At 45.8% G+C, this 23,900-nt stretch carries 26 protein-coding genes and 4 pseudogenes; 27 read left to right on the forward strand and 3 right to left on the reverse strand.

What is annotated here, in order from left to right:
- Position 1: 1 nt before the first annotated feature.
- From OIM59_RS06270 to tatC, 19 genes and pseudogenes are all read left to right on the forward strand, one after another.
- A pseudogene (locus tag OIM59_RS06270) lies at positions 2-934 on the forward strand (EamA family transporter).
- Between the two features lies 1 nt (position 935).
- Entirely contained in the window at positions 936-2,159 is a 1,224-nt protein-coding gene (locus tag OIM59_RS06280; protein WP_299168354.1) for a DUF418 domain-containing protein, read from the forward strand.
- A gap of 107 nt (positions 2,160-2,266) precedes the next feature.
- Positions 2,267-2,797 (forward strand): annotated as a pseudogene (locus OIM59_RS06285) (flavin reductase family protein); the annotation flags it as partial.
- Between the two features lie 50 nt (positions 2,798-2,847).
- Positions 2,848-3,036, forward strand: a complete 189-nt coding sequence (gene dmpI, locus OIM59_RS06290) for a 4-oxalocrotonate tautomerase DmpI (RefSeq protein WP_303895744.1) — start codon at positions 2,848-2,850, stop codon at positions 3,034-3,036.
- A 6-nt stretch (positions 3,037-3,042) separates the two neighbouring features.
- Positions 3,043-3,681, forward strand: coding sequence for a flavodoxin family protein (locus OIM59_RS06295; protein WP_299168347.1), 639 nt, complete (start codon positions 3,043-3,045; stop codon positions 3,679-3,681).
- 19 nt (positions 3,682-3,700) lie between these two features.
- The gene (locus OIM59_RS06300; protein WP_299168345.1) at positions 3,701-4,648 is read left to right on the forward strand and encodes an aldo/keto reductase; all 948 of its coding nucleotides are present in this window, start codon (positions 3,701-3,703) and stop codon (positions 4,646-4,648) included.
- Positions 4,649-4,683: 35 nt separating this feature from the next.
- Positions 4,684-5,670 carry an amidohydrolase family protein gene (locus OIM59_RS06305; RefSeq protein ID WP_299168343.1) on the forward strand — a complete coding sequence of 329 codons (987 nt, stop codon included), beginning with the start codon at positions 4,684-4,686 and terminating at the stop codon, positions 5,668-5,670.
- Between the two features lie 3 nt (positions 5,671-5,673).
- Positions 5,674-5,727, forward strand: a pseudogene (locus OIM59_RS18700) (twin-arginine translocation signal domain-containing protein); the annotation flags it as partial.
- Between the two features lie 51 nt (positions 5,728-5,778).
- Entirely contained in the window at positions 5,779-6,312 is a 534-nt protein-coding gene (locus OIM59_RS06310; RefSeq protein ID WP_299168341.1) for a flavodoxin family protein, read from the forward strand.
- A 17-nt stretch (positions 6,313-6,329) separates the two neighbouring features.
- Complete coding sequence (locus tag OIM59_RS06315) at positions 6,330-7,481, forward strand: carboxymuconolactone decarboxylase family protein (protein WP_299168339.1); 1,152 nt, start codon at positions 6,330-6,332, stop codon at positions 7,479-7,481.
- Between the two features lies 1 nt (position 7,482).
- Positions 7,483-8,487 (forward strand): aldo/keto reductase, encoded by a 1,005-nt coding sequence (locus OIM59_RS06320; protein WP_299168337.1) that lies wholly within the window; start codon positions 7,483-7,485, stop codon positions 8,485-8,487.
- Between the two features lie 79 nt (positions 8,488-8,566).
- Entirely contained in the window at positions 8,567-9,247 is a 681-nt protein-coding gene (locus tag OIM59_RS06325; RefSeq protein ID WP_299168335.1) for a flavodoxin, read from the forward strand.
- Between the two features lie 11 nt (positions 9,248-9,258).
- Positions 9,259-9,930 (forward strand): dihydrofolate reductase family protein, encoded by a 672-nt coding sequence (locus tag OIM59_RS06330; RefSeq protein ID WP_299168332.1) that lies wholly within the window; start codon positions 9,259-9,261, stop codon positions 9,928-9,930.
- Positions 9,931-10,023: 93 nt separating this feature from the next.
- The gene (locus OIM59_RS06335) at positions 10,024-10,434 is read left to right on the forward strand and encodes a DUF1893 domain-containing protein (RefSeq protein ID WP_303895749.1); all 411 of its coding nucleotides are present in this window, start codon (positions 10,024-10,026) and stop codon (positions 10,432-10,434) included.
- A 78-nt stretch (positions 10,435-10,512) separates the two neighbouring features.
- Positions 10,513-12,366, forward strand: a complete 1,854-nt coding sequence (locus OIM59_RS06340) for a TonB-dependent receptor (RefSeq protein ID WP_303898177.1) — start codon at positions 10,513-10,515, stop codon at positions 12,364-12,366.
- A 21-nt stretch (positions 12,367-12,387) separates the two neighbouring features.
- Positions 12,388-13,368 carry a DUF362 domain-containing protein gene (locus OIM59_RS06345; RefSeq protein WP_289582282.1) on the forward strand — a complete coding sequence of 327 codons (981 nt, stop codon included), beginning with the start codon at positions 12,388-12,390 and terminating at the stop codon, positions 13,366-13,368.
- An 11-nt stretch (positions 13,369-13,379) separates the two neighbouring features.
- The gene (locus OIM59_RS06350) at positions 13,380-13,889 is read left to right on the forward strand and encodes an ECF transporter S component (RefSeq protein WP_303895753.1); all 510 of its coding nucleotides are present in this window, start codon (positions 13,380-13,382) and stop codon (positions 13,887-13,889) included.
- Between the two features lie 2 nt (positions 13,890-13,891).
- Positions 13,892-14,080, forward strand: a complete 189-nt coding sequence (locus OIM59_RS06355; protein WP_025892877.1) for a twin-arginine translocase TatA/TatE family subunit — start codon at positions 13,892-13,894, stop codon at positions 14,078-14,080.
- Between the two features lie 15 nt (positions 14,081-14,095).
- Positions 14,096-14,896 carry a twin-arginine translocase subunit TatC gene (gene tatC / locus OIM59_RS06360; protein ID WP_303895754.1) on the forward strand — a complete coding sequence of 267 codons (801 nt, stop codon included), beginning with the start codon at positions 14,096-14,098 and terminating at the stop codon, positions 14,894-14,896.
- A gap of 527 nt (positions 14,897-15,423) precedes the next feature.
- Here tatC and OIM59_RS06365 read toward each other — a convergent pair.
- The 3 genes from OIM59_RS06365 to OIM59_RS06375 form a co-directional block, all read right to left on the reverse strand.
- Positions 15,424-15,669: a hypothetical protein gene (locus OIM59_RS06365; RefSeq protein WP_299168616.1), complete on the reverse strand. Its 246-nt coding sequence runs from the start codon at positions 15,667-15,669 to the stop codon at positions 15,424-15,426.
- A 75-nt stretch (positions 15,670-15,744) separates the two neighbouring features.
- Positions 15,745-16,005, reverse strand: coding sequence for a DUF4099 domain-containing protein (locus OIM59_RS06370; RefSeq protein ID WP_303895757.1), 261 nt, complete (start codon positions 16,003-16,005; stop codon positions 15,745-15,747).
- Positions 15,971-16,177 carry a hypothetical protein gene (locus OIM59_RS06375; protein ID WP_303895758.1) on the reverse strand — a complete coding sequence of 69 codons (207 nt, stop codon included), beginning with the start codon at positions 16,175-16,177 and terminating at the stop codon, positions 15,971-15,973. The genes OIM59_RS06370 and OIM59_RS06375 overlap by 35 nt, the downstream gene beginning before the upstream one ends.
- Positions 16,178-17,096: 919 nt before the next feature.
- Here OIM59_RS06375 and OIM59_RS06380 point away from each other — a divergent pair.
- From OIM59_RS06380 to OIM59_RS06415, 8 genes and pseudogenes are all read left to right on the forward strand, one after another.
- Positions 17,097-17,549 (forward strand): flavodoxin family protein, encoded by a 453-nt coding sequence (locus tag OIM59_RS06380; RefSeq protein ID WP_303895759.1) that lies wholly within the window; start codon positions 17,097-17,099, stop codon positions 17,547-17,549.
- A 21-nt stretch (positions 17,550-17,570) separates the two neighbouring features.
- On the forward strand, positions 17,571-18,233 hold the full coding sequence (locus OIM59_RS06385) for an SDR family oxidoreductase (RefSeq protein WP_303895760.1): 663 nt from the start codon (positions 17,571-17,573) through the stop codon (positions 18,231-18,233).
- Between the two features lie 14 nt (positions 18,234-18,247).
- Positions 18,248-19,270 (forward strand): aldo/keto reductase, encoded by a 1,023-nt coding sequence (locus OIM59_RS06390; RefSeq protein WP_235303702.1) that lies wholly within the window; start codon positions 18,248-18,250, stop codon positions 19,268-19,270.
- A 12-nt stretch (positions 19,271-19,282) separates the two neighbouring features.
- Complete coding sequence (locus OIM59_RS06395) at positions 19,283-20,206, forward strand: DMT family transporter (RefSeq protein ID WP_303895761.1); 924 nt, start codon at positions 19,283-19,285, stop codon at positions 20,204-20,206.
- Positions 20,207-20,270: 64 nt separating this feature from the next.
- The gene (locus OIM59_RS06400) at positions 20,271-21,083 is read left to right on the forward strand and encodes an aldo/keto reductase (protein ID WP_303895762.1); all 813 of its coding nucleotides are present in this window, start codon (positions 20,271-20,273) and stop codon (positions 21,081-21,083) included.
- A gap of 20 nt (positions 21,084-21,103) precedes the next feature.
- The gene (locus tag OIM59_RS06405) at positions 21,104-21,931 is read left to right on the forward strand and encodes a helix-turn-helix domain-containing protein (RefSeq protein ID WP_303895763.1); all 828 of its coding nucleotides are present in this window, start codon (positions 21,104-21,106) and stop codon (positions 21,929-21,931) included.
- A 179-nt stretch (positions 21,932-22,110) separates the two neighbouring features.
- A complete protein-coding gene (locus OIM59_RS06410) occupies positions 22,111-22,782 on the forward strand; it encodes a flavodoxin family protein (protein ID WP_303895764.1) in 672 nt (223 codons plus the stop codon).
- A 110-nt stretch (positions 22,783-22,892) separates the two neighbouring features.
- Positions 22,893-23,900: pseudogene (locus OIM59_RS06415) on the forward strand (efflux RND transporter periplasmic adaptor subunit).

Consider the following 23,900-nt stretch of genomic DNA (forward strand, 5'->3'; position numbering starts at 1 on the left):
CATGGGGCGTATTTCTCTTACCAAACGGAAACTGTCGGTTGTCCTCGCCTATTTTCTTATTTACTTTGTATGGGGGTCAACCTATTACTTCATCGGGGTAGCTCTGCGTGACATTCCGACTCTTTTACTGGGAGCCCTGCGTTTTTCCGTTGCGGGAATCCTTTTACTGGCAATATGTGCGTGTCGTGGGGAAAAAGTGTTGCATCCGCAGCTTATCCGGCGTTCAGCAGTGAGCGGTATTGTCCTGCTGTTTGTGGATATGGCCGTCATCATGTTGGCCCAACGCTATGTAAGCAGCAGTCTGGTGGCTATTGTTGCTTCATCTACGGCTCTATGGATTATGCTGTTGGATGTCACTATGTGGGAAAAAAACTTCAAAAATCTTCGGATGGTGGCTGGTATGATCATCGGATTCTCCGGTGTGGGGATGCTATATATTGAGCAACTGTTTTCTGATACAGCTGTGTTTACGCATAGCGAATATGGCATAATGATTCTGATTGGCGGATGTATTTCCTGGGCACTCGGAACACTGTATACTAAATATCGCTCTTCTGAGGCAGAAGAGACTTATGCTTTTGCAGGAGCGGCATGGCAGATGATTTTCGCCAGCATAATGTTCTGGATCTGTTCACTTGTTTCGGGAGATTACATACGGTTGAATATCGTTTCTGTTTAGTCATCTACTTGGCTCTCACTGGTTTATCTGATCGTTTTCGGATCATTACTTGCTTATACAGCATACGTATGGCTGCTGAAAGTTCGGCCGGCTTCCGAAGTAGCGACACATGCCTACGTCAATCCGGTGGTAGCCGTTCTCATCGGAACTTGTTGGGGACATGAGCATGTAACAACACTGCAATTGGCCGGACTAATTATTATTTTAATCAGCCTTCTATTGGTAGAATGGCCCGTCAAACCTAAAAGTACTTAAAATGAGAACAGATAAACTATCCCCTATAAAATCATCCGAACGCTTCGTAATACTGGATTCCCTGCGCGGTTTTGCACTTTTTGGAATCGCCATGGCCAATTTCCCCGAGTTCTCGCTTTACACATTCATGTCGGCAGAAGACACTGCTACACTGCCGCTTTCGGGGGTTGACCGATGGGTGCGTTATTTACTTTATTTCTTTGTGGATGGAAAGTTCTATACCATCTTTTCCCTTTTGTTTGGAATCGGATTCTCCATCATTTTTGAAAATGTCGCACGAAAAGGAGGAAATGCCCTTTCCGTATTTTACCGGAGGATGATTGTGCTGGCATTCATAGGAGTCATGCACCTGATGTTCATCTGGAGTGGTGATATATTGTTGCTATATGCCTTGTTGGGGATGCTGCTTCCGCCGCTTCGGAAACTTTCTGACCGCAGCCTGCTTGCAGGAGCCTTTGTCTTGTTGTTTATCCCGGTGGTCGTGGATTTTTTGTGCGAAATTACACAAGCCCATCTTTCCGAACCGGCTGTCCGTATGCAGCAGGTGTATTGTACAAAATTTGGCATTACGGACGAGAACTTTGCTTATTGGCTGCATGATGCCCGAAGTTATGGGGAAGTCTTCCAGTTCCTGATTCAAGGAGCATGGGTTCGTATGCAGGAATTTATTGACGGAAACCGGTATTTCAAAGTGTTAGGCCTGTTCCTTCTTGGATTCTATATCGGCAGGCAACATCTTTACGCCCGTCTGGAGGGAAAAAGGTCTTGGCTGAAAAAAGTATTCAGAAGTGGTTTATCCGTAGGATTGCCTGTTTCGGTATTGTACGCATATAGTGCCATGAACGATCATCCGTGGGGAATGACAGTTCACAGCATATTCTATTTGATGGGCGTGTATCCGCTGGCTTTTGCCTATGTGTCGGGTATCTGTTTGCTATTTCTCCGGCATTCCGATTCACCCGTATTCCGGTGGTTTGCCGCTCCCGGAAGAATGGCACTTACCAATTATGTAGGTCAGTCTATAGTCGGAATGTTTGTTTTTTATGGAATCGGTCTTGGCTTGGGTTCAGAAATTAGCCTTTTTATTACTGAATTGATAGTAGTAATGATATATATTGCGCTGCAGTCATTCAGCAGTTTATGGTTCGTTCTTTTCCGTTTTGGCCCATTGGAATGGATATGGAGAATGTTGACTTACGGACATTGGATAGGATGCAGAAAGTAAAATCGAGTGTAGGGGTATAAACATCGGTAAATTATCTACTACCTTCCATTCTTTTTCAGGGTATTTTTGCAATAGAATCAATAAGTTAAAAGCAAAAAGAAATTGATATGAAAAAGAATTTAGGTAGTGTGCTTGCCTTGTATCCGACTCCGGCCGTGGTTGTCGGTACATTTGTACAAGAGAAGGTCAACTGGGTGTTGGTAGCCCATGTGGGAATCATCGGTCATAACCGTATTCTGGTTTCACTGGCCAAACCGCATTTCACCAATCAGGGGATAAAGGCCACAGGACGCCTGTCTGTAAATATCGTGGATGAATCGTTCCTTCCGGCTGCTGATTATGTGGGTTGCGTCAGCGGTGCAAAGACAGACAAATCTGGAGTCTTTGCCTATCATCTGAGCGAAACTGGCGCTCCGATTATTGAAAACTCCCCGTTGGTAATGGACTGCGAGGTGTTGGATAATTACGAGACCGACACATTCGACAATTTTATTTGTCGCATTTCTGCTACATACGCCGAAGAGTCCGTGATTGATGAAAACGGTAAAATTGACTACCGTAAATTGAAACCGGTTCTGTTTGAAATGCCTACTTATTCTTATCTGCGTACGGGTGAAGTAATCGGCAAATGCATGTCTTTGGGAAAATCATTGAAAATAGAAAACAATAAAAATAAGGAGGAATAATTATGCCATCTATAACCATGGAATTAGTAAAAATGAGCAAAGAGAAAAAGGCTCAGCTCGTAAAAGAAGTTACTGAAGCAACCGCACGTGCCACAGGTATTGCACCTCAGGCCATTTTTGTCTTTATAAAAGAAAATGAACCGGAAAATGTAGGTGTAGGAGGCGTTTTATTACCAGATATGAAAAAGTAACTGAAAATGGAGTCGCTTAAAGTATTGCTGGTTAATGGTAGTCCGCATAAAGAAGGTTGTGTTTATACCGTGTTGTCTGAAATAGCAGGGACGCTGAAGGAAGAAGGCATACAGTCCGAAATCTTCTGGGTAGGAAATCAACCGATGGCAGGATGTATCGGTTGCGGGTCATGCATAGGTAAAAGGACCTGTTTCCGAAAAGATACCGTCAATGATTTTACGGAATTGATCGACCGATATGATGGGTTTGTCTTCGGGACACCGGTTCATTATGCCGGGGCTAGTGGCTTCATGACATCCTTTATGGACCGTGTATTTTTTATTGATGAATTCAATGGAGAACATCTTGCCGGCAAGCCTGCGGCAGCCATTGCAACCTGCCGACGCAGCGGCGGTACGGCAACTCTTGACCAGTTGAACAAATATATGACCGATTGTAACATGCCGATTGTCCCTTCTCAGTATTGGAATATTATTCATGGGAACACCCCTGAAGAAATTCGGAATGATGAGGAAGGCTTGCAGGCAATGCGTGTTTTGGCAAGAAATATGGTATGGCTGCTGAAATGTATCCAAGTCGGACGGAAAGCCGGAATAACTTTCCCGGAACATGGGCCGCACACCATGACCAATTTTATACGTTAAACTTAAGAATGGATGAATTATGACAAATAAATCGTCAATAGTATTGGGTACCTGGTCGTGGGGCACAGGCGTAGCCGGTGGCGACCAGGTCTTTGGAAATCATCTTGGAGAAAAGGAATTGCGACCGGTCTTTGAGGAAGCAATGAAGAATGGCCTGAATCTGTGGGATTCGGCTGTAGTCTATGGCATGGGAGCGTCGGAAACCTTGCTTTCCACCTTCACCCGTGAGTATCCGCGTAATGAGGTGCTCGTTTCCACCAAGTTTACGCCCCAGATTGCTAATGAGAAGGCTGAAAATCCCGTGGAAGAGATGCTGGAAGGAAGCCTGAGCCGTTTTGGTACTGATTATATCGATATCTACTGGATTCACAATCCGGCTGACGTAGAGCGCTGGACTCCTTATCTGGCGCCGCTGGTGAAAAACGGGAAAATCCGCCGCGTGGGCGTTTCCAATCATAATCTGTCACAGATCAAGCGTGCGGAAGAAATCCTTTCCGCGGAAGGCGTACATGTATCTGCCGTGCAGAACCATTACAGTCTGCTTTACCGCTCGTCTGAAAAGGCTGGCATCCTGGATTACTGCCGTGAGCATGACATTGACTTTTGGGCCTACATGGTGTTGGAACAGGGAGCTTTAAGCGGGAAGTATGATACGGCTCACCCTTTGCCCCTGGGAAGCCAACGTGGCGAAACCTATAATCCGATGTTGCCTCAGATAGAAGATTTGGTCAATGTGATGCGCTCAGTCGGTTCCAAACTGGGTGTGTCTCCGGCTTTGGTCGCTATAGCCTGGGCAATAGCCAAAGGTACGACTCCAATTATAGGGGTGACTAAAGTAGGACAGATCCGGGATATAGTCCGTGCCCTTCAAGTAACTCTTTCACAGGAGGATATAAGAATGATTGAGTATACGGCAGAAAACACGGGTGTTGATACACGAGGCTCGTGGGAAATGCCAATGGTTTGATAATGGCTATGCGATACTGTTTCCTGTTTCTCTGCATGATGATATTTCATGGAATATTACATGCCCAAAGTGTCATAGATATACATTGCCACAATGTATTGCCTGAATTTCGAGCCCTGCTTGAACAGCATAATGCTGCCTTGGAAGAAACTTTCCCGTTGCCGGAGTGGAGTGAGGATGCCCATTTGAAGTTCATGGATGAGGCCGGTATTAGTCAATCCGTACTTTCCATGCCTGCCCCGCAGCCTTGGTTTGGCGATGCGGAGGAGTGCCGTCGAGCAATAAGAAGCTATAACGAGTCTTGTGCCCGGTTGAAAGCTAAATATCCTGACAGATTCCTTTTTTGCGCCTCACTTCCCTTGCCGGATGTGGATGCGGCTCTCCGGGAAGCCGTCTATGCACTGGATACGCTTGGTGCGGACGGTATCAAGTTGGCGACGAACAGTCGCGGGCAATATGTCGGGGATGCCGAGCTCGATACACTCATGCAGATTCTGAATGAACGGAAGGCCGTAGTTATCCTGCACCCTCACAAACCATCACCGGTGCATGAGGATATTATTGCCACTACACCGCTGGCTGTTTATGAATATCCGGCCGAGACGACACGAGCAGTCATCAACATGATTTCAAGAAATGTCCCGGCCCGTTATCCGGACGTGAAGTTTGTAGTTCCCCACTGTGGCTCTTTTCTGCCACTAGCCATCCCGCGTATGAAAGCTGTCCATCCGGCGATGGTATCAAAAGGATTCATGCAGGAAATCGACTGGGAAGCCAACCTCCGGAATCTTTATTACGACCTGGCAGGTGCTGCGACTCCTGAGGTGGTGCACACGTTGCTGACCATAACAACCCCCGACCATCTGCTTTACGGGTCAGATTATCCGTATCAGCCTGATCAGGTATTGAAGGCCGGATTGGAACGGATGCGTGCATGGATGTCAGAAGATCCGTCTCTCGCATCTCTACTGTCTGGAATCTTATATGGGAATGCAGTAGCTCTATTTGATAAACCTTGGTAAAATATGGACAGACGAGATTTTTTGAAGTGCTCGGCTTCAGCTGCTGCAACAGTGTTACTATCCTCAGTAGCAGTCGCCGACGAATTGTTTACTAAAAATGAAGATAAAATGAAAATTGTAGTATTGACAGGAAGCCCCAGACGGAACGGCAACACGAATTACCTGGCTGACCGTTTCATTGCAGGAGCTCAGGAAAAGGGACATGAGGTGTTCCGTTTCGATTGTGCCGCCCATAAGGTCAATGGCTGTATGGCTTGCAACCGTTGTGGTATGGACGGTGATTGTGTGCTGAAAGATGATTTCAGTATTGTACGTCCTCATTTGCTGGAGGCAGATATGGTAGTATTTGTAACCCCGATGTATTATTTCGGATTCTCTGCGCAGATCAAGAGTGTCATAGACAGGTTCTACTCCATCAACGGGAGAATAAAAGGGGCTCCCAAAAAGACGGCCTTCCTGATGGCGTATGCCAATAGTGCGTATAAGGATGCTGAAGCCATGCGAGTACATTACGCTACTTTGGCAAATTATCTTGGCTGGAGAGATATGGGGTCGGTCATAGCTCCGGGTGTATGGACTGCCGGTTCCATAAGAAACACAACATACGGAGAAGAAGCTTATCAACTTGGCAAAAGTTTATAACCATTAAAACAATCAGTATGAAACAACTTATAATGGCTCTTGTATTGGGTTGCCTGATGATTCCTTCCATGATGCAGGCTCAGAATGATACCCGGACAGATAGAACCGCTCTCTGTAAAGAGAACTACACGGCTCTTTTCAGCGGTGAAGCCTTAACCGGAAAAGGAACAGATCCTGAGTTTATGTCTATTCTCCAAAAGTTTATCTTCGGAGAAGTGTTTGCCGTAGGTGAACTTGACCATAAAACCCGCGAGCTGATTACCTGTACGGTCCTTACCACGATGCAGACCCTTCCGCAACTGAAATCCCATGCTGCGGCAGCCTTGAATGTAGGTGTGACGCCTGTTGAACTACGGGAAGCTGTCTATCAGTGCGCTCCGTTCATCGGCTTTCCGCGGACACTGAATGCCATCGGCATTATTAACGAGGTTTTCCGTGAAAAAGGCATTCCTTTGCCACTGGATGCCCAGGGTACTACCACAGAGGAGAATCGATATGAAAAAGGATTTGCTATCCAGAATCCCCTTTACGGAAACGAGATTGCTGAACGGATGGCGGATGTCCCGGGCGGTATGGGGGCTGATGTGGCCCGTTTCCTGACCGAATATTGCTTCGGTGATATTTATACCCGCAACGGTTTGGATGTCCAAACCAGGGAATTACTCATCTACTGCATTCTGACAACGCTGGAGGCCGATTCGCAACTTCAATCCCACACATTGGGAAATATGAAGTTAGGAACAAGTAAGGAAACACTTGTGGCGGCTGTTATTCAGTGCTTACCATATATTGGTTTTCCACCGGCCATGAAAGCGTTGAATGCCATCAAGAATGCCGGTCGAGAGACGGTGGATCCAACCAAACAGCTTGTACGTCTTTCAAAAATAGAAGTTGATTCTTCACGTCTGTCAGAGTATAATGCCTATCTGAAGGAGGAAATCGAGGCTTCCATGCGGCTTGAGCCTGGTGTGTTGACACTTTATGCCACAGCTGAGAAAGAGAACCCGAACAAGGTCACCATCTTGGAGATTTATGCTGATGAGGAGGCATATCGCAAACATATCCAAACTCCGCATTTTCAGAAATACAAACAGGGAACGCTCGATATGGTCAAGTCGCTTGAACTGGTAGACTCTACACCGCTGATTCCCGGACTAAAAATTAAATGACATGAAAAAGAGAATATTAGGAAAGAATGGACTGGAAGTGTCCGCTATCGGATTGGGTTGTATGGGATTCACGCAAAGTTATCCGCCTTATCCGGAAAAAAAGGAGGCGATTGCGACTATCCGCCAGGCCGTTGAAGCCGGTATCACTTTTTTCGATACGGCCGAGGTTTATAGCATGTTTAAAAATGAGGAACTTGTTGGCGAGGCTCTTGAGCCTTTCCGTAATGAAGTGGTCATCGCCACCAAATTCGGATATGATATGGCCAATGTCCATTTTGAAGGGTCGGCACGTCCCGTTGAATTGTCGAGCAAACCGGAAGTCATCCGCCGTGCTGTCGAAGGCTCGTTGCGACGTTTGCGAAGAGACCATATCGATTTGTATTATCAACACCGTGTGGATCCGCATACACCCATTGAAGAAGTTGCCGATACACTTTCGTCTTTGATCAAAGAGGGTAAGGTTCTCCATTGGGGATTGTCCGAAGCTTCAGCTGCCACAGTCCGTCGGGCACATGCTGTATGTCCGCTTACAGCAGTACAGAGCGAATATTCGATGTGGTACAGAAAACCTGAAGCGGAGTTATTGCCGACCTTGGAGGAATTAGGTATCGGTTTCGTACCTTTCAGCCCGCTGGGCAAGGCCATGCTGACAGGACGGTTCAATCGTCAGACGACCTTCGACAAGTCCGACTACCGGAGTACCATCCCGCGTTTTAGTCCCGAGAACCTGCAACAGAACGTAGCGCTGGCTGAGTATGTAGAGCAGTTGGCCAAAATGAAACAAACTACACCGGCTCGGGTCGCTCTTGCCTGGCTTTTGGCTCAAAAGCCGTGGATTGTCCCGATTCCAGGATCAAAACGGATTGAACGGATTGTGGAAAATGCCGGCGCTGTTGAAGTCTCATTCTCGGAAGAAGAATTGACAGAGATTCGTTCTCATTTGGATTCTATCCATATCATTGGTGGACGTTATTCGGAGGATCAGGAAAAATTGACGGGATTATAAACTTGAATACAGAAGCAAAGTTTGGCTTTTGACAGGTTTTACAAATAAACTTATAAATCAATTCAAATAAGAAATACACATGAAGAAGTTATTTTATATTCTGCTGGCAGCAGGGCTATTTTTCGGGTTTACATCTTGTGAAGATGATAAGCCTGTAACCGACCAGCCTCAGACTGAAACCCCTGAAAATGGAGGAGAAGATGATGAAAACGGGAATAATGATCCCGAGAATCCCAATCCTGTAGAGGGAGACATCCTTGTCGTTTATTACAGCTTCACGAACAACACGCACACGATTGTGACGGATCTGCTGACACAAATAGATGCAGATGTTGTCCGCGTGGAACCGGCAGAGAAAGGATTGGATTACGCTGCGAACAATTATGCCATAGGCAGTGCCCTGATTGCCGCCATCCGTGAAAATCCGAATGACGCCTCTTCCTATCCGGCTATCGATCCAGTGGACGTTGAACTTGAGAACTACGCTACGGTGATTGTAGCGGCACCCCTCTGGTGGAGCAATATGGCGGCTCCGTTGCAGACCTTCCTGTTCAACCACGGAAGCGAGATGGCAGGAAAGAATATCGGGCTGATTGTGTCCAGTGCCAGCAGCGGCATCAGTGGTGTCGAAGCGGATGCCAAACGTCTTATCCCGGAGGGCAATTTCCTGACCCCGAGCCTTTGGATCCGTTCTTCCCAGACGTCCAATTGTCATGCGATGACCGCTGAATGGCTGAAAAATACAGGTTTGATTGAATAAAAGAATTTATCGTGAGACCCTATGTTATTTGCCACATGGTGGCTTCCATTGACGGCAGGATTGACTGTTCGATGGTAGACAAAATCAGCGGAGAAGAATATTATACCGCATTGGAACAACTGGATTGCCCGTCTTTGTTAGAAGGACGGGTAACCATGGAACATTATAACGCCGCCAAAGAACCGTTCGTCCCGACAGAGTATGAACCAGTTGGTCAACCCTCCGTATATATTGCAGAAGAATCGGATGCCTATATGGTATCTGTTGATACGTTAGGACATTTACGATGGAATTCAAACAGTATTGATGATGTACCGTTGGTTTGTATTGTCAGCGAAAGAGTTTCTAAGGAATATCTGGAGATGTTACGTAAACAGGGAATATCATGGATTGCCGTAGGAAATGAAAATATTGATTTGGATACGGCCATGAATATACTGTATGAACAATTTCATGTCAAGCGTTTAGCTCTATTGGGAGGAGGTCATATCAACGGAGGATTCTTGCAGGCCGGACTGATCGATGAGGTCAGTCTGCTGGTAGCACCCGGAATAGATGGCCGAAAAAACGGAACCGCCGTCTTTGATGGAATAGGAGGAGATGACCGCCTGCCGGTGCATCTTCACCTGACCAGTGTGGAAAGATTGGAGAATGATGTAATCTGGCTGCGCTACAGGCTATAATCCCATGATACGGGGAATTTAATCGGTATTTAGGGTAGCTTGTCACCTTTTCGAATTTACTACTTTTGAGAAAAAAAGATAAAAGCAGATCGTATGGATGATTTAATACAATTACTGCATGAAGGGAAGCATTCCCTGGTTGTTGCAAACGGCGAGGTTTGCACATTTAATGGTCGTGGAGTCATCGATCTGTATCATTTGTTGCAAGATGATCCGGGCTTCTTGTATGAAGCATCCATCGCGGATAAAGTTGTGGGTAAGGCTGCTGCGGCACTGATGGCTTTGGCAAAGGTCAAAGAGGTGTATGCGGATGTCATCAGTCGGCCTGCCCTTGACTTGCTTTCAAAAACCGATATAAAGATAAGTTATGGAGTTGTAGCCCCGCATATTATCAATCGGACTGCTACCGGATGGTGTCCGTTGGAAACCCGCTGCTTTGATTGTGCTACGCCTGAGGAGTGTTTTCACCAGATAGAGGCATTCTATAAACAAATAAATGATTAACAAACAGATACATTATAAATGAAGATAAGAAAGTCTTATTTGTCAATTGCTTTGATGGCCCTTGCCGTCCAGACGGGAATGGCTCAGGAACAAAAACGGGACTCCCTTGATACAGGGAAGGTATATGAAATCGGAGAAGTTGTGGTTACCGGCACCCGTAATGAAACGGATGTCCGACATCTGTCCCAAACCGTGTCTGTAGTGAACCGCAGCAAAATAGACCAGGCCTTGCAACCCTCGCTACTGCCGGTGCTGACAGAACAGATTCCCGGCCTGTTCGTAACCTCACGCGGAGTGATGGGCTACGGTGTGTCGGGTGGCGCGGCAGGAAGTATTTCACTCCGTGGATTGAGTGGCGGAACAGCCCGGTTGATGGTAATGATTGACGGCCATCCCCAATATGCCGGCATTTTCGGCCATCCGATAGCCGATGCCTATCAGTCATTCCTTGCCGAGCGGGTGGAAGTTCTGCGGGGGCCGGCTTCGGTCCTCTACGGCTCGAACGCCATGGGCGGCGTCATCAACATCGTAACGCGTAAGATGCAGGAGGACGGCGTAAAGACGAACCTTCGCGCCGGGTACGGTTCCTGGAATACACTCGAAACGGAGCTGACCAACCGCATCCGGAAAGGGCGTTTTTCCAGCGTCGTTTCCGGTTCATATAACCGCACGGACGGCCACCGTGCCGACATGGGCTTCGAGCAGTACGGCGGCTATGCAAAACTGGGCTATGAAGTGACGGATAACTGGAATCTGCGGGGCGATGTGAATGTGACCCATTTCAACGCCTCCTATCCCGGCCCGGTTGATGCACCGCTGCTCGACGGCGACCAGCGCATCATACGAGGCATGACCTCGTTTGCCGTGGAGAACCGGTATGAAAAGACCTCGGGAGCCGTCAGCATCTTCTACAACTGGGGCGACCACTGGATCAACGACGGATATACCCCCTCCGAGGGTGAAACACCGCAGGATGACCGCTTCCTGTCGCATGACGACATGATGGGCGTGTCGCTCTACCAGAGTGCGCGGTTTTTCAAGGGCAACCGCATCACCGTGGGCTTCGACTGGTTCCGTTATGGAGGCCGTGCATGGAACGAATATGTGAGCGGGGAGCAGGCCGGTACGACTTCCGATCTGGTGGACAAGCACGAAGACGAGCTGGCCGGATATATTGACTTCCGCCAAGACATCGGTTCCTGGCTGACCTTCAACGTCGGGCTTCGTGCAGACCATCACTCCCGCATCGGATTGGAGTGGGTGCCGCAGGCCGGACTGGCCTTCCATCTCCCGCACGCCATCGAGCTGAAGGCCTCCGCCTCGAAAGGGTTCCGTTATCCGATTTTGCGCGAGATGTACATGTTCCCGCCGCAGAACCCCGATTTGCTGCCGGAGTCGATGTGGAACTACGAGCTGGCCTTTTCGCAGCGTCTGATGGAGGGGCGGCTGACCTACGGCGTGAACCTCTTCTACATAGACGGGAAGAATCTTATTCAAACCCTTCCGAATCCTAATGGCAGCGGTATGTTGAACCAGAATTCAGGAGAAATCGAAAATACCGGTGTGGAGATACAGACGGCTTACCGCATCAACCGTCAATGGTCGGTGGACGGGAACTACAGCTTCCTGCACATGGAAAATCCAGTTATTGCCGCTCCTGAACATAAACTGTACGCCGGAGCTAATTTCTCACATGGGCGATGGAATGTGTCTACCGGAATACAATACGTCGAAGGACTTTATACTTCGGTTGGCGAGAATGAGAGTAAAGAGAATTTCGTACTTTGGAATCTCCGTGCCTCTTTCCGCGCATGTAAATGGTTGGATATTTGGGCGCGTGGTGAGAACCTGCTGGCTCAGGAATATGAAATCAATGACGGCTATCCCATGCCGAGAGCAACGGTTATGGCCGGATTTAATTTAAGCTTTTGAAACATTTAATACGTTACCAATATGAAAAGTAGTTTCTTAACCATGATGTTTGCAATCTTGTTTGCCACATCAGGTTGTGCCCAGGCACAAAATGAGCAGGAACCAGCCCGGCCGGAAACACCTGCGACAGAGGAGAACCTTCCGAAGGTATATTTCTACAAAGAGATTTCCTCGGAGAATCTGGTGAAAATCTATGAAGCTCTCGGACGTGAAGCCAAAGGCCGGGTAGCCGTAAAACTCTCGACGGGTGAACCGGGGGGCCACAATTTCCTGCAACCGGCTTTGATCAAGGATCTGGTGCAAAAAGTAAACGGTACCATCGTAGAGTGTAACACCGCTTACGGCGGAGGTCGTGCCAATACGGAAAGCCACCTCAAGGCAGCTGCTGACCATGGGTTTACGGCCATCGCTACGGTTGACATTATGGATGCGGAAGGCGAGACGGAGCTTCCGGTAACCGGGGGCAAACACCTTACCCGTGATATTGTGGGCAAGAATTATCTCAACTACGATTTCACGATTATCCTATCCCACTTCAAGGGCCATGCGATGGGTGGATTCGGCGGAGCTATAAAGAACATGTCCATCGGCATTGCTTCGTCCAATGGCAAACGTCTGATCCATTCCGCAGGAACCAGTACTACAAGTTGGGGAAGTCCAGCTCAGGATGATTTTCTGGAGTCAATGGCAGAAGCCGCCAAAGCGGTTGCAGACCATTGCGGAGGGAATATTTTGTATATCAGCGTAGCTAACAACCTCTCGGTAGATTGTGATTGTGACTCTTCACCGGCAGATCCCGAGATGGGCGATATCGGTATTCTTGCTTCTCTCGACCCGGTTGCGCTTGACAGGGCCTGTACCGATTTGGTACGTTCATCAGAGGATCACGGGAAAATTCATCTGATTGAGCGTATTGATTCACGCCACGGCATGCATACGCTGGATCATGCCGAATCACTCGGAATGGGAAGTCAGAAATATGAATTGGTTGAACTTGATTAAATTATTATTTTATGGAAGCAGCAATTAAACTCTATTCATTAGGGTATAAACAAGCGAAAACATACTTGGCGGCTGCGCTTTTCACCTTGGGGAATATGATTGTCCCCCAACTTTGCCATACGGTTCATATGGGAGGTCCGACCTGGCTGCCTATCTATCTTTTCACATTGATAGGTGCCTATAAATATGGCTGGCGTGTTGGCCTGTTGACGGCAATAGCCTCGCCATTGCTTAATTCCGTACTTTTCGGAATGCCTGTATTGTCTTCATTGCCGGCTATTCTGCTTAAATCTGTCTTGCTTGCAGGAATAGCAGGTTATACGGCACATAGATTTCAAAAGATATCTGTCTTTCTGATGCTCGTGGTGGTATTGGGTTATCAGATATTAGGAACATTGGGAGAATGGCTGTTGAAGGGAGATTTTTATCTGGCATCCCAAGATTTCCGTATCGGCATTCCGGGAATGCTCATACAGATTTTCGGTGGATATTTGTTTGTTAAATACTTAATACATAAATAATGATGTTTGGAATTGGTACACAAGAAATTATTTTTATCATACTGATTGTTCTTCTATTCTTTGGAGGGAAGAAGATTCCGGAACTGATGAAAGGCATAGGTAAAGGTGTCCGCAGTTTTAAGGAAGGTATGAATGGGATTGAAAAAGAATTGGATGTGAAAGAAAACAATTCTTCCACAAAAAATGAATGAAAATGAGGGGAGACCATGCAGAAAACCGACATGACATTTTGGGAGCATCTGGATGTATTAAGAAATTCTTTGATTAAGATAGCATTGGCTGTTGTTATTTGTGGTTTAGTTGCTTTCTTTTTCAAGGATACGATGTTTGATGTCATTTTTGCTGCCAAGGACACAACTTTTGTTACCTATCGTTGGTTCAATGAAATATGCAGATTAATGCATCTTCAGACTATGGATCAGTTTTCTATAAAGCTGATAAATATCGGTCTTGCGGAGCAGTTTATAATTCATATGAAAACCTCAGTCTGTGCAGGTTTCCTTTTGGCCTCTCCTTACGTCGTCTATCAACTTTTCCGGTTCATTTCTCCAGCATTGTATGACCGGGAACGGAAATATTCATTGGGAATCATAACCAGCGGATATATTATGTTTATCATAGGTGTCCTGCTCGGTTATTTTCTCATATTTCCATTGACCTTGCGCTTTTTGGGAACTTATCAGGTCAGTAGTGAAGTAGAAAACATGATTTCTATACAGTCTTATATTGGTACTTTTATGATGATGAATTTATTGATGGGAATAGTGTTTGAACTACCGGTACTATGTTGGCTTTTGGGTCGTTTGGGCTTGTTGGATTCTACTATTATGCGCCGTTTCCGCAAACATGCAATAGTGGCTATTCTTATTATTGCTGCCATTATAACACCCACATCAGATATATTCACACTTATGCTGGTTGCATTGCCAATTTGGTTGTTGTATGAAATAAGTATTTATGTTGTAAAGGATAAATCATATCACTCGAATGAGCAGTTTGTTACGTAAAAAAATATTTCTGGGTTATATTATCATAACAGCTATAGTTCTATTTCTGACTGTTGTTATGGTCAACGAGCGTTTCCGCTTTCGAAGGTTTGAGGGCGTTATAAATGAAACGAATTATGCCCGTGAAAATATCCATAAGGCTCATTTGTATATTACCAGGTTGGCAACTTTAGGCGAATCAGTTATTGCATGGGATGAATCAGATTATAACAGATACCATTATCAGCGTCTTAAAACAGACAGTATTCTGCTTGAAATAAAATCCGGGTGTGGAAATTTCTTACGTCCTGTTCAGATAGACTCTTTACGGGTGCTGCTTGAGACGAAAGAGACACACTTGTTCAGGATAATGAAAGCAGTCCAATCCTGGGTGGAGTCCGACAGTATTCTTGCTAATGAACTACCTGTAATAGCCACACAGTCGGTTCGGATGAAGACAATAACGCAGAAAAAGAAAGGAATTGCCGGGTTATTTGGAAAGAAAGAGACGGTACAAGTTCCATACATCACAAATGAAATACAGGACTTCAATGAAAGATTGACTTCTGCCAGAGATTGGCGGAACAATCAGATGAAAGCGTATGCAGCCAGTCTGTGTTTACAGCTTTTGGGTTCCGTAGTCTTTTCGGCATGGCCAGTGACAGCATGTTCCCGAAAGTCCACGTAACCATGTAGCCATTTCCTCCCACATATCCATTTCTTACTTTGGTTGCACCGATGATTCTTCCGATTTCTTTTCCTACACTTGGTTTGTCTGTTAATATGGCAATCATGATAAATTCTGTTTTTATATCTTTCCATACGGTAAGTCCGCATGGAAAGAGAGATGATACATTATGGTTTCTTATTTATTCACCTGAAGGGTTGATACCGTTTATACTGATGACCGGGTTCCCATTCTCGTCTTCAATCAGACTGAGTGTGGCGTCCATGGTCAGTGAAAATACAGGAGTCTTGATTTTAATGGACATGACATTGGTCTCCTCTCCCTGAAGGAGTAGGTCCATGTTTCCGTCCTTTTCAATTTGCAATCTGCTGATACCTACCGATTCCAGTTTCTCCCAGTCGATTTGTTCAGCCCTGTAGATATGATGATTGCTCTTGTTCATGCGTCTGATAATTGCCTTTCTCGTCTGCCCTGCTGACCACTCCTAAACCTTCCTTTGGGTCATTCTTGTTATGTACCAACAAAAGTTCGTCAATTTGTTCCACATAAGGCTTTTCCGGTTTCTTTGTCCGGCCTTGCCTTTTTCCCTTGTCAGGACTGTTTTCTTGTGCCATAATCTTTTGTCTTGAGTGACTACTTGATTTGTTTCACAGTCCAAATGTAAGATGATAAATTGATTAAGCATCTGATTTATAAACAGATGACATTATATGTCATTAGACGTCATCAAATGTCATAGCGGAGATAGGAAAGAATGTAGAAACAGCAGGAAAAAGGATGAAAAGTGGTAGGAAGAGTAGGGGTAAAAGCATAGCGAAGCCACCGGACTATGCAGATCGGAGGGAACTGAAATCCCTGTCTTATCTCGGGATTTGACAAGCACTCTATGTTTTGTTATTGAGGAAGGTGGATTTTCACAGTATTTGTGAGGCCATATATAGAATATAAGGATAGCCGCCTTTGATTTACGGCTATGCGTCACGTTGGTCGCAGTTAATCCCTGTAATCTATCTTTAAATTCTAATCCGTTTGCCGCCGCATTCTTTTTCAGGTGAATTTTCATGGCGTAAGCCATAAAGAAAATTCTCCTGAAAAAAGGAATAAATGCGGCTGGCAAATCAGGATTGGGATTTATCTTTGATGGAGGGGATAACTGGTGTTGATATATAATAGATTATCTTTAATTATTAGTATAAATGATATAGATAGAAAATATTTACTGTTGCTTAAACAAGTTATAAGTTTGGGAATAACTAAAACTCAGTTAAAGTAGATGGTTTAGAATGGAATTATGAAGAACCATAGATAAACACTTATAATGGATTTTCCAAAATATTATGATATAACTATACGATTCCATCATTAGGAGTTCAATAAAAAGAGGTACTGAAGAGTATATGAAAAGTTTATATTTTTCCTTCTTATACATCATTGAGCTACACAGCAACTCTTCTTTGAGCCTGACAACAACTCAGCGGATACCTATACATACTATCTTTGCCACCGTAAAAACAGAATTAAATGTAGTTTGATATGAAACGGATATTATTTGTAAACGGAAGTCCTAACCACAATGGACATACGGCAGCCATGGCGAAGAGACTGATTGCAGGTAAGGAGTACGAAACGCTTGATCTTATAGATTACAAGATTTATCCTTTGGGACAGTCCTTCGAGGACGATCAGTTTGAAGCCGTTATCCAGAAAATGCTGGAAGCAGATGTGCTTGTGATGGGTAGTCCGGTCTATTGGCACTCCATGACCGGACAATTCCGCACTTTACTTGATCGTATTTATGAGTCTTCGTTGAAACACCGGTTAAGAGGGAAAGAATTGTATTTCCTTTTTCAAGGAGCGGGTCCCTCATCTGCCATGCTCGAAGCGGGCAATTATACCATGGGTATTTTCTGTCGTCTATTCGGATTGCAATATCGGGGTATGGCTACCAGTGTAAGAGAGGCTGAAAAGTTGGGAACTAATTTATAAACCATTAAAATTATGATGATTATGGATAATAAAACCATCGTAGTGGTAGGAGCCGGACAGGGTCTGGGCAACCATGTGGCAAAGCGATTCGGGAAAGAAGGTTTTCGTGTGATACTGATGGCACGAAACGAACAAGCATTAAAAGGTTATGAGCAGAAGTTTGTTGCCGAAGGGATTGAGGTCTATACACATGCTGTGGATGCGGCTAGTCCAGAAACCCTTACGGAAGCTCTTCATTGGGTAAAAAGTACATTTGGTACGCCGGAGGTACTGGTTTATAATGTAGGAATTACTACGCCCGATGAGCTGGGAAAGATAGATTGCGAAGAACTGATGCGTCGTTATCAGGTGGATGTGGCAAGTGCTTACCACTGCATTAGTCAGGTAGTGGATGAAGAGTTTGGACAAAAGAAAGGTACTATCCTCGTGACCGGTGGCGGACTTGCCCTTTATCCGAGTGTGGCTTACTTGCCTTTGTCGCTCGATAAGGCTGCACTCCGAGCGATGGTATATGCCCTGCACGAAGCGTTAAAACCACGGAACATCTTTGTGGGTACCGTGACCGTGTGTGGAGCCATCGGAGGAGACGGTTTCTTTGCGCCTTCCCGCATTGCCGAGAGTTATTGGAAGATGTACAACGAACGTGGCACATGTGAGATAGTCTACACTGAAACAAATATATAAGAAAGAAGACTGCAATGAAAACAAGACGATTAAGAAACCTGGAAGTGTCAGCCATCGGTATGGGCTGCATGGGATTCAGTACGGCCTACGGCAAAATTCCCGACGAAAAAGAGTCAATCCGTCTGATGCGGGAAGCACACGACAGGGGGTGTAATTTTTACGACACGGCTGAAATATATGCCACTTATCGTAACGAAGAACTGGTGGGGAAGGCTCTGAAACCTATCCGCAACGAAATCATACTGAGCACGAAATATTCGCCGGCTACTCTTATGGGGCAGGAACACATAGGGGGAGGAAAACTCAGCCGGAACGGAGTACGTTTTGCCATTGAGAATAGTTTGAGACGATTGCAGACAGACCATGTGGAACTGTACTATGCACACCGAGTGCCCGAGGAAGTAAATGTAGAAGAGATGGCAGAGTGGTTCGGAGAACTTATCCGTGAAGGTAAAATCCTGGCTTGGGGCGTATCGGAGGCTACAGTCGAGCAGATACGGAAAGCCAATTCCGTAACACCGCTTACGGCCGTACAAAGTGAATACTCAATGATGGCACGCCAATGGGAAAACAACGTGATTCCACTTTGTCGTGAGTTGGGAATAGGCTTTGTGGCTTACTCTCCAATGGCTGGTGGATTGCTCAGCGGTCAATATACGGCGCAGCAACATTACGAAGGCGATGACATCCGCCGGGTCATTTCGCGTTACAAGCCGGAAAATGTCGCTGCCAACCAGCCTGTCATCGACCTGGTGAAAGAGTATGCACGGACAAAAGGTTGTACGCCTGCACAGATCGCACTAGCCTGGGTGATGAAACAGGAACACATCGTGCCCATTCCTGGCATGCGAAGTGATGCCCGTATCAAGGAAAATCTGGGGGCAGCGGATATCCTACTTACTGATGAGGAATATAACACACTCACCATTGCACTCAACAAGTTAAAAGTGTATGGTAACCGCACCGATGAACAGATTGCTGAATTAGGAGAATTGCGTACCAAACTTTACGGTAGTTCGGGAGTACACAAGCAATAGTAATTTTTCGATATGGGTATTTTAACTATAGCTTTATTGATAGGTATGCTCGTCCCCGTTCAAACCGCAGCAAACGCACGGATGCGGATAAGCGTAGGCCCGGTTTTGGTGGTGACACTCATTTCATTTATGGTGTCTTCGGTGCTGCTGGCGGTAATTTCGGCCATGATGAGAATGCCGTTACTGCCATCAGCAGCACAGATCGCCGTTACACCTTGGTGGGGCTGGACGGGAGGCATCATTGCTTTGTGTACCATTACTATTACCATCTGTCTGTTCCGTGCACTCGGACAATTACAAACCACCATTCTTCCACTGTTGGGGCAACTTCTGTTTAGTCTTGTTATAGATCATTTCGGACTTTTCGGTTCAGTACGTATTCCGTTTTCAGCCATGCGTATGTTGGCAATGCTCCTACTGATTGCTGGGGTATTGTTGGTTGTAGTCATCCCAAATTTGAGGAAGAGAAAAACTTCACAGACCATAAGCCGGCACATACTACTTTGGCAACTTTCTGCCATTATAGCGGGCTGTCTCATGGCATCCATTGGTGCTATATACGGCAGATTAGGTCTTTGCCTCGGATCGGTGGTACAAGCATCTACCATGTCATTCTTCATCGCAACCATTGTAATTGCGGCCATATGTATCGTAAACCGCAAGGTTGGGCGTATGCGTATGTCTATCAGAAAAGGAAATCCGTGGTGGATGTGGCTGGGTGGCATATGTGGAGCCATCGCCGTGTTTGGCAATTCATGGCTGATACCGCAGATTGGGGCAGGCGCATTTTTTATGGCTTTGCTGCTCGGGCAGATGTTGCTTAGCCTTCTGATGGAAAAATACGGTTGGATGGGTGCTGTACAGAAACGGATTTCATACGTCCAGATTGTCGGCGTGGTCTTAATGATGGTGGGAGTGGTTGTGCTAAAAATATAATGACAATAACTTTATAACGATAGTTTTAGTTTTTTGATTTCATTTTATTGCGTAGATGGAGGCTATGGAGACTGAATTGACGAAATCTGTCACACTGAACAACGGTGTGAAAATGCCGCGCATCGGTTATGGGGTTTATCTGATTCCATCCGGCATGACGGAACGGTGTGTCCGTGAAGCCTTGCGCTTGGGCTATCGTTCAATTGATACGGCGCAGTGTTATGGCAACGAACGAGAAGTGGGTGTTGCTGTCCGTAAATCTGGATTATCCCGCAATGAGGTGTTTATTACCACTAAATTGTGGGGATGTTCCAACTATCGTGACACGCTATCTTCCATTGACTCTTCCTTACGTCGTTTGGATTTGGATTACATTGATTTGCTTCTCATTCATGAACCGACTGGTGATATTCCGGAAATTTATAAGGCGATGGAAGACGCCTATCGTGTCGGAAAACTGCGTGCCATCGGAGTGGCAAATTTCCTCGATGATGCTTACTTGAACTTGGTGGAATATGCTGAGATTATGCCTGCCATCAATCAGGTGGAAACCCATGTGTTCCGCCAACAGGCATCCCTGCGTGAACTGATGAAGCTTTATGGTACACAGGCAGAAGCATGGTCGCCTCTTGCCGCCGGACGTGACGGATTCTTTACCCAGCCAGTTTTGGAGGAAATAGCTCGTGCACATGGAAAGAGTGTGGCACAAGTCGGATTACGCTTTCTTTATCAGCAAAATATCATTGTCATTCCTAAATCCACTCACATAGAGCGAATGCGTGAAAACAAGAAAATAGAGGATTTCATGCTTACGGATGAGGAAATGAAACGTATCATGTTGCTGGACAGGGGAAAAAGTTTGTTTAACTGGTGGTAAACCTTTAATTTTGTCTCGTTATGCTAAAAGAATCACAAGTATACAACTATTGGAACATCGTGTATAGTTGCTTCGTGCCGCACGAGATGCTGTCGGAATACCGGATGCCCGTCCACGTCCTTATCTACGTCTATTCGGGTGAGATGCTGGTGTACTACAATGGGCGTACGCTGAAAGTCGGTGAGGGGAATTATATCTTCATCAAGCGTGACCATCAGGTGAAACTGCTGAAGCATACCGTGGAAGATGCTCCTTACAGAGCCATCAGTATCCGTTTCGAGCGCAATTTCCTACGGGAGTTTTTCAGTACGTTGAACAAGGACACGCTGCCCAAGGAGGTGAAACGTATCCGTGAATCTGCTCTGTTGCTGCCTCAGACACCAGCCTTGCAGAGTCTGTTCCTCTCGCTCTTTCCTTATACCGATGCCAATGTCAAACCGAAAGATGAAATTATTCGCTTGAAGATGCAGGAAGCACTCTACTGCCTGCTCGACACGGATGTCCGTTTTTATCCCACGTTGTTCGATTTCAGTGAATCGTGGAAGATTGACCTGTTGCCTTTCATGGAGGCGAACTATACCCAGGACATGACGCTCGACGAGTTTGCCACCTATACCGGTCGCAGCCTTGCCACCTTCAAGCGCGACTTTGCCAAGGTGAGCGATGTTTCGCCGGAGAAATGGCTCATACGGAAACGTCTAGACAAGGCATACGAATTGTTGGCTACCGGCCAGCTCAAGCCTTCTGAGGTGTATATGGAGGTTGGCTTCAAGAACCGTTCGCATTTCTTCAGCGCATTCAAGCGGCAGTTTGGAGTATCTCCGGGTGGAGTAGCTATTCATATATGAGAAAAACGAAAAATCAAGTAAAGCACTGTCCAATGTTGGGCAGTGCTTTTTATATATTCCTGTCACTTCATTTGACCTTCAGAACAACACAAATTTGAGCTCTACAAAAACTTCTGATATTCTCATACATCCTACCTTTGTTGTAGTAAATGAATAGTCAATTAAAATATAGATAACGTATGAGAAATAACATCATTATCACACTATTTCTTATGGTCATTATTTCATTTACGGCTTGTAAGAAAGGACAAAAACAAACAGAGTTGATACACATTCCAGGAATAGTAGAAAATATTAATTTACAAAATGATATTCCAAAGCAGGTATCTCTTGCAGGCATCATGTTACCATTTGAAGAAACTATCGTGCAACATCGGCAAAAAGACATGAAACAGATATTGTTCATTAATGCTAGTCCTAATAAGAAAGGGAATACTGCGGCAATGGCGCATAGGATGTTGTCTGGAAGAAATTATACTACATTAAATTTGATAGACTACAAAATCTATCCGTTAGGGCAATCATTTAATGATGACCAGTTTGATGAAGTAATCAATTTGATGTCAGAACCGGAGATACTTGTAATGGGGTCTCCTGTTTATTGGCATTCTATGACGGGGCAATTCAGAACTTTGCTTGATAGAATTTACATGTCGCCTTCTAAAAAAATATTGGCTGGTAAAGATTTGTATTTTATTTTTCAAGGAGCAGCACCTTCTGCTGATATGTTGAAAGCTGGGGATTATACGATGCAAACATTCTGTCGTTTGTTCGGCTTGCATTATAAGGGTATGGCAAGCACGCTTTCTGAAGCAGAAAAATTAGGTAAAAAAATTAACGGTATTATTTGATTTGTAATTGTATGAGAAAGAACATGGTATTCACGTTCTTCCTGTCGGCTCTTGTTGCCTTCACCTCTTGTCGGGAAGAACAGAAACAGGCATCGTCTTCTTATCCGACGATGATAGTCAAGAAGGAAACACGCAGCCTCGACTCGCGCTATTCGGCTGCCATTCGCGGACGGCAGGACATTGAGATTTATCCGCAAGTGAGTGGTACGCTGCAACAACTGTTCGTCACCGAAGGAGAGCGGGTCGCTAAAGGGCAGGTGTTGTTCATCATTGACCAGGTACCCTATAAAGCCGCCCTGAACACCGCAGAAGCCGATGTGAAGACGGCCAAATCGACGCTTGCCACAGCCCGTATCACGTATGAGGGCAGGCGGCGGTTGCTGGAACAGCAGATCATTTCGGATTTCGATATGCAGAAAGCTACGAACGAACTGGAAAGTGCCAAAGCGATGGTGGAACAAGCGGAAGCCCGGTTGGTGAATGCACGGAATGACCTGTCGTATACGGTTGTCCGCAGTCCGGCAGACGGGGTGGTAGGCACGCTGCCTTATCGGCAAGGCGCATTGGTGAGTAGTAATATGGAACAACCGCTCACGGTGGTGTCCGACAATTCAAGTATGTACGTCTATTTTTCAATGAATGAAAGCCGTCTGCTCGACCTGTTGCAGCGGTATGGTTCGTCGGAGGAAGCTATCAAGGAACTTCCTGCCATCAGCCTTTATTGAAGCAACGGGACATTGTACCAAGAAAAAGGAAGAATAGAAAGTATCAGTGGCGTAATCGACCGTTCGACTGGGTCGGTGAGCTTGCGGGCAGTATTTTCCAATCCCAACGGGCTGCTGCATAGCGGGGCATCGGGCAACGTGGCCTTGCCTACGGTATACGAAGGCTGCATCGTCATCCCGCAGGAAGTGACTTTCCGCATACAGGAGAAGGTACTGGTCTATAAGGTAGTGGATGGAAAGGCTGTAAGCACCGTCATCCAAGTATCTCCCTTGGATAACGGGCGTGAATATATAGTCACAGACGGACTGGAAGAAGGTACGGAAATCGTGTCGGGTGGAGTCGGTTTGTTGCGTGAAGGAACCATTGTAAAAGTAAATCAACCGGAGGCATAA

It is taken from the genome of Bacteroides mediterraneensis (assembly GCF_025993685.1).
GTDB classification, from domain to species: Bacteria; Bacteroidota; Bacteroidia; order Bacteroidales; family Bacteroidaceae; genus Phocaeicola; species Phocaeicola mediterraneensis_A.

Coding starts and splice junctions, on each gene's coding strand:
- OIM59_RS06280 (WP_299168354.1), top strand. CDS start 936: ATGAGAACAGATAAACTATCCCCTATAAAATCATCCGAACGCTTCGTA.
- dmpI (WP_303895744.1), top strand. CDS start 2,848: ATGCCATCTATAACCATGGAATTAGTAAAAATGAGCAAAGAGAAAAAG.
- OIM59_RS06295 (WP_299168347.1), top strand. CDS start 3,043: ATGGAGTCGCTTAAAGTATTGCTGGTTAATGGTAGTCCGCATAAAGAA.
- OIM59_RS06300 (WP_299168345.1), top strand. CDS start 3,701: ATGACAAATAAATCGTCAATAGTATTGGGTACCTGGTCGTGGGGCACA.
- OIM59_RS06305 (WP_299168343.1), top strand. CDS start 4,684: ATGATGATATTTCATGGAATATTACATGCCCAAAGTGTCATAGATATA.
- OIM59_RS06310 (WP_299168341.1), top strand. CDS start 5,779: ATGAAAATTGTAGTATTGACAGGAAGCCCCAGACGGAACGGCAACACG.
- OIM59_RS06315 (WP_299168339.1), top strand. CDS start 6,330: ATGAAACAACTTATAATGGCTCTTGTATTGGGTTGCCTGATGATTCCT.
- OIM59_RS06320 (WP_299168337.1), top strand. CDS start 7,483: ATGAAAAAGAGAATATTAGGAAAGAATGGACTGGAAGTGTCCGCTATC.
- OIM59_RS06325 (WP_299168335.1), top strand. CDS start 8,567: ATGAAGAAGTTATTTTATATTCTGCTGGCAGCAGGGCTATTTTTCGGG.
- OIM59_RS06335 (WP_303895749.1), top strand. CDS start 10,024: ATGGATGATTTAATACAATTACTGCATGAAGGGAAGCATTCCCTGGTT.
- OIM59_RS06340 (WP_303898177.1), top strand. CDS start 10,513: ATGGCTCAGGAACAAAAACGGGACTCCCTTGATACAGGGAAGGTATAT.
- OIM59_RS06345 (WP_289582282.1), top strand. CDS start 12,388: ATGAAAAGTAGTTTCTTAACCATGATGTTTGCAATCTTGTTTGCCACA.
- OIM59_RS06350 (WP_303895753.1), top strand. CDS start 13,380: ATGGAAGCAGCAATTAAACTCTATTCATTAGGGTATAAACAAGCGAAA.
- OIM59_RS06355 (WP_025892877.1), top strand. CDS start 13,892: ATGTTTGGAATTGGTACACAAGAAATTATTTTTATCATACTGATTGTT.
- tatC (WP_303895754.1), top strand. CDS start 14,096: ATGCAGAAAACCGACATGACATTTTGGGAGCATCTGGATGTATTAAGA.
- OIM59_RS06365 (WP_299168616.1), bottom strand. CDS start 15,669: ATGATTGCCATATTAACAGACAAACCAAGTGTAGGAAAAGAAATCGGA.
- OIM59_RS06370 (WP_303895757.1), bottom strand. CDS start 16,005: ATGAACAAGAGCAATCATCATATCTACAGGGCTGAACAAATCGACTGG.
- OIM59_RS06375 (WP_303895758.1), bottom strand. CDS start 16,177: ATGGCACAAGAAAACAGTCCTGACAAGGGAAAAAGGCAAGGCCGGACA.
- OIM59_RS06380 (WP_303895759.1), top strand. CDS start 17,097: ATGAAACGGATATTATTTGTAAACGGAAGTCCTAACCACAATGGACAT.
- OIM59_RS06385 (WP_303895760.1), top strand. CDS start 17,571: ATGGATAATAAAACCATCGTAGTGGTAGGAGCCGGACAGGGTCTGGGC.
- OIM59_RS06390 (WP_235303702.1), top strand. CDS start 18,248: ATGAAAACAAGACGATTAAGAAACCTGGAAGTGTCAGCCATCGGTATG.
- OIM59_RS06395 (WP_303895761.1), top strand. CDS start 19,283: ATGGGTATTTTAACTATAGCTTTATTGATAGGTATGCTCGTCCCCGTT.
- OIM59_RS06400 (WP_303895762.1), top strand. CDS start 20,271: ATGGAGACTGAATTGACGAAATCTGTCACACTGAACAACGGTGTGAAA.
- OIM59_RS06405 (WP_303895763.1), top strand. CDS start 21,104: ATGCTAAAAGAATCACAAGTATACAACTATTGGAACATCGTGTATAGT.
- OIM59_RS06410 (WP_303895764.1), top strand. CDS start 22,111: ATGAGAAATAACATCATTATCACACTATTTCTTATGGTCATTATTTCA.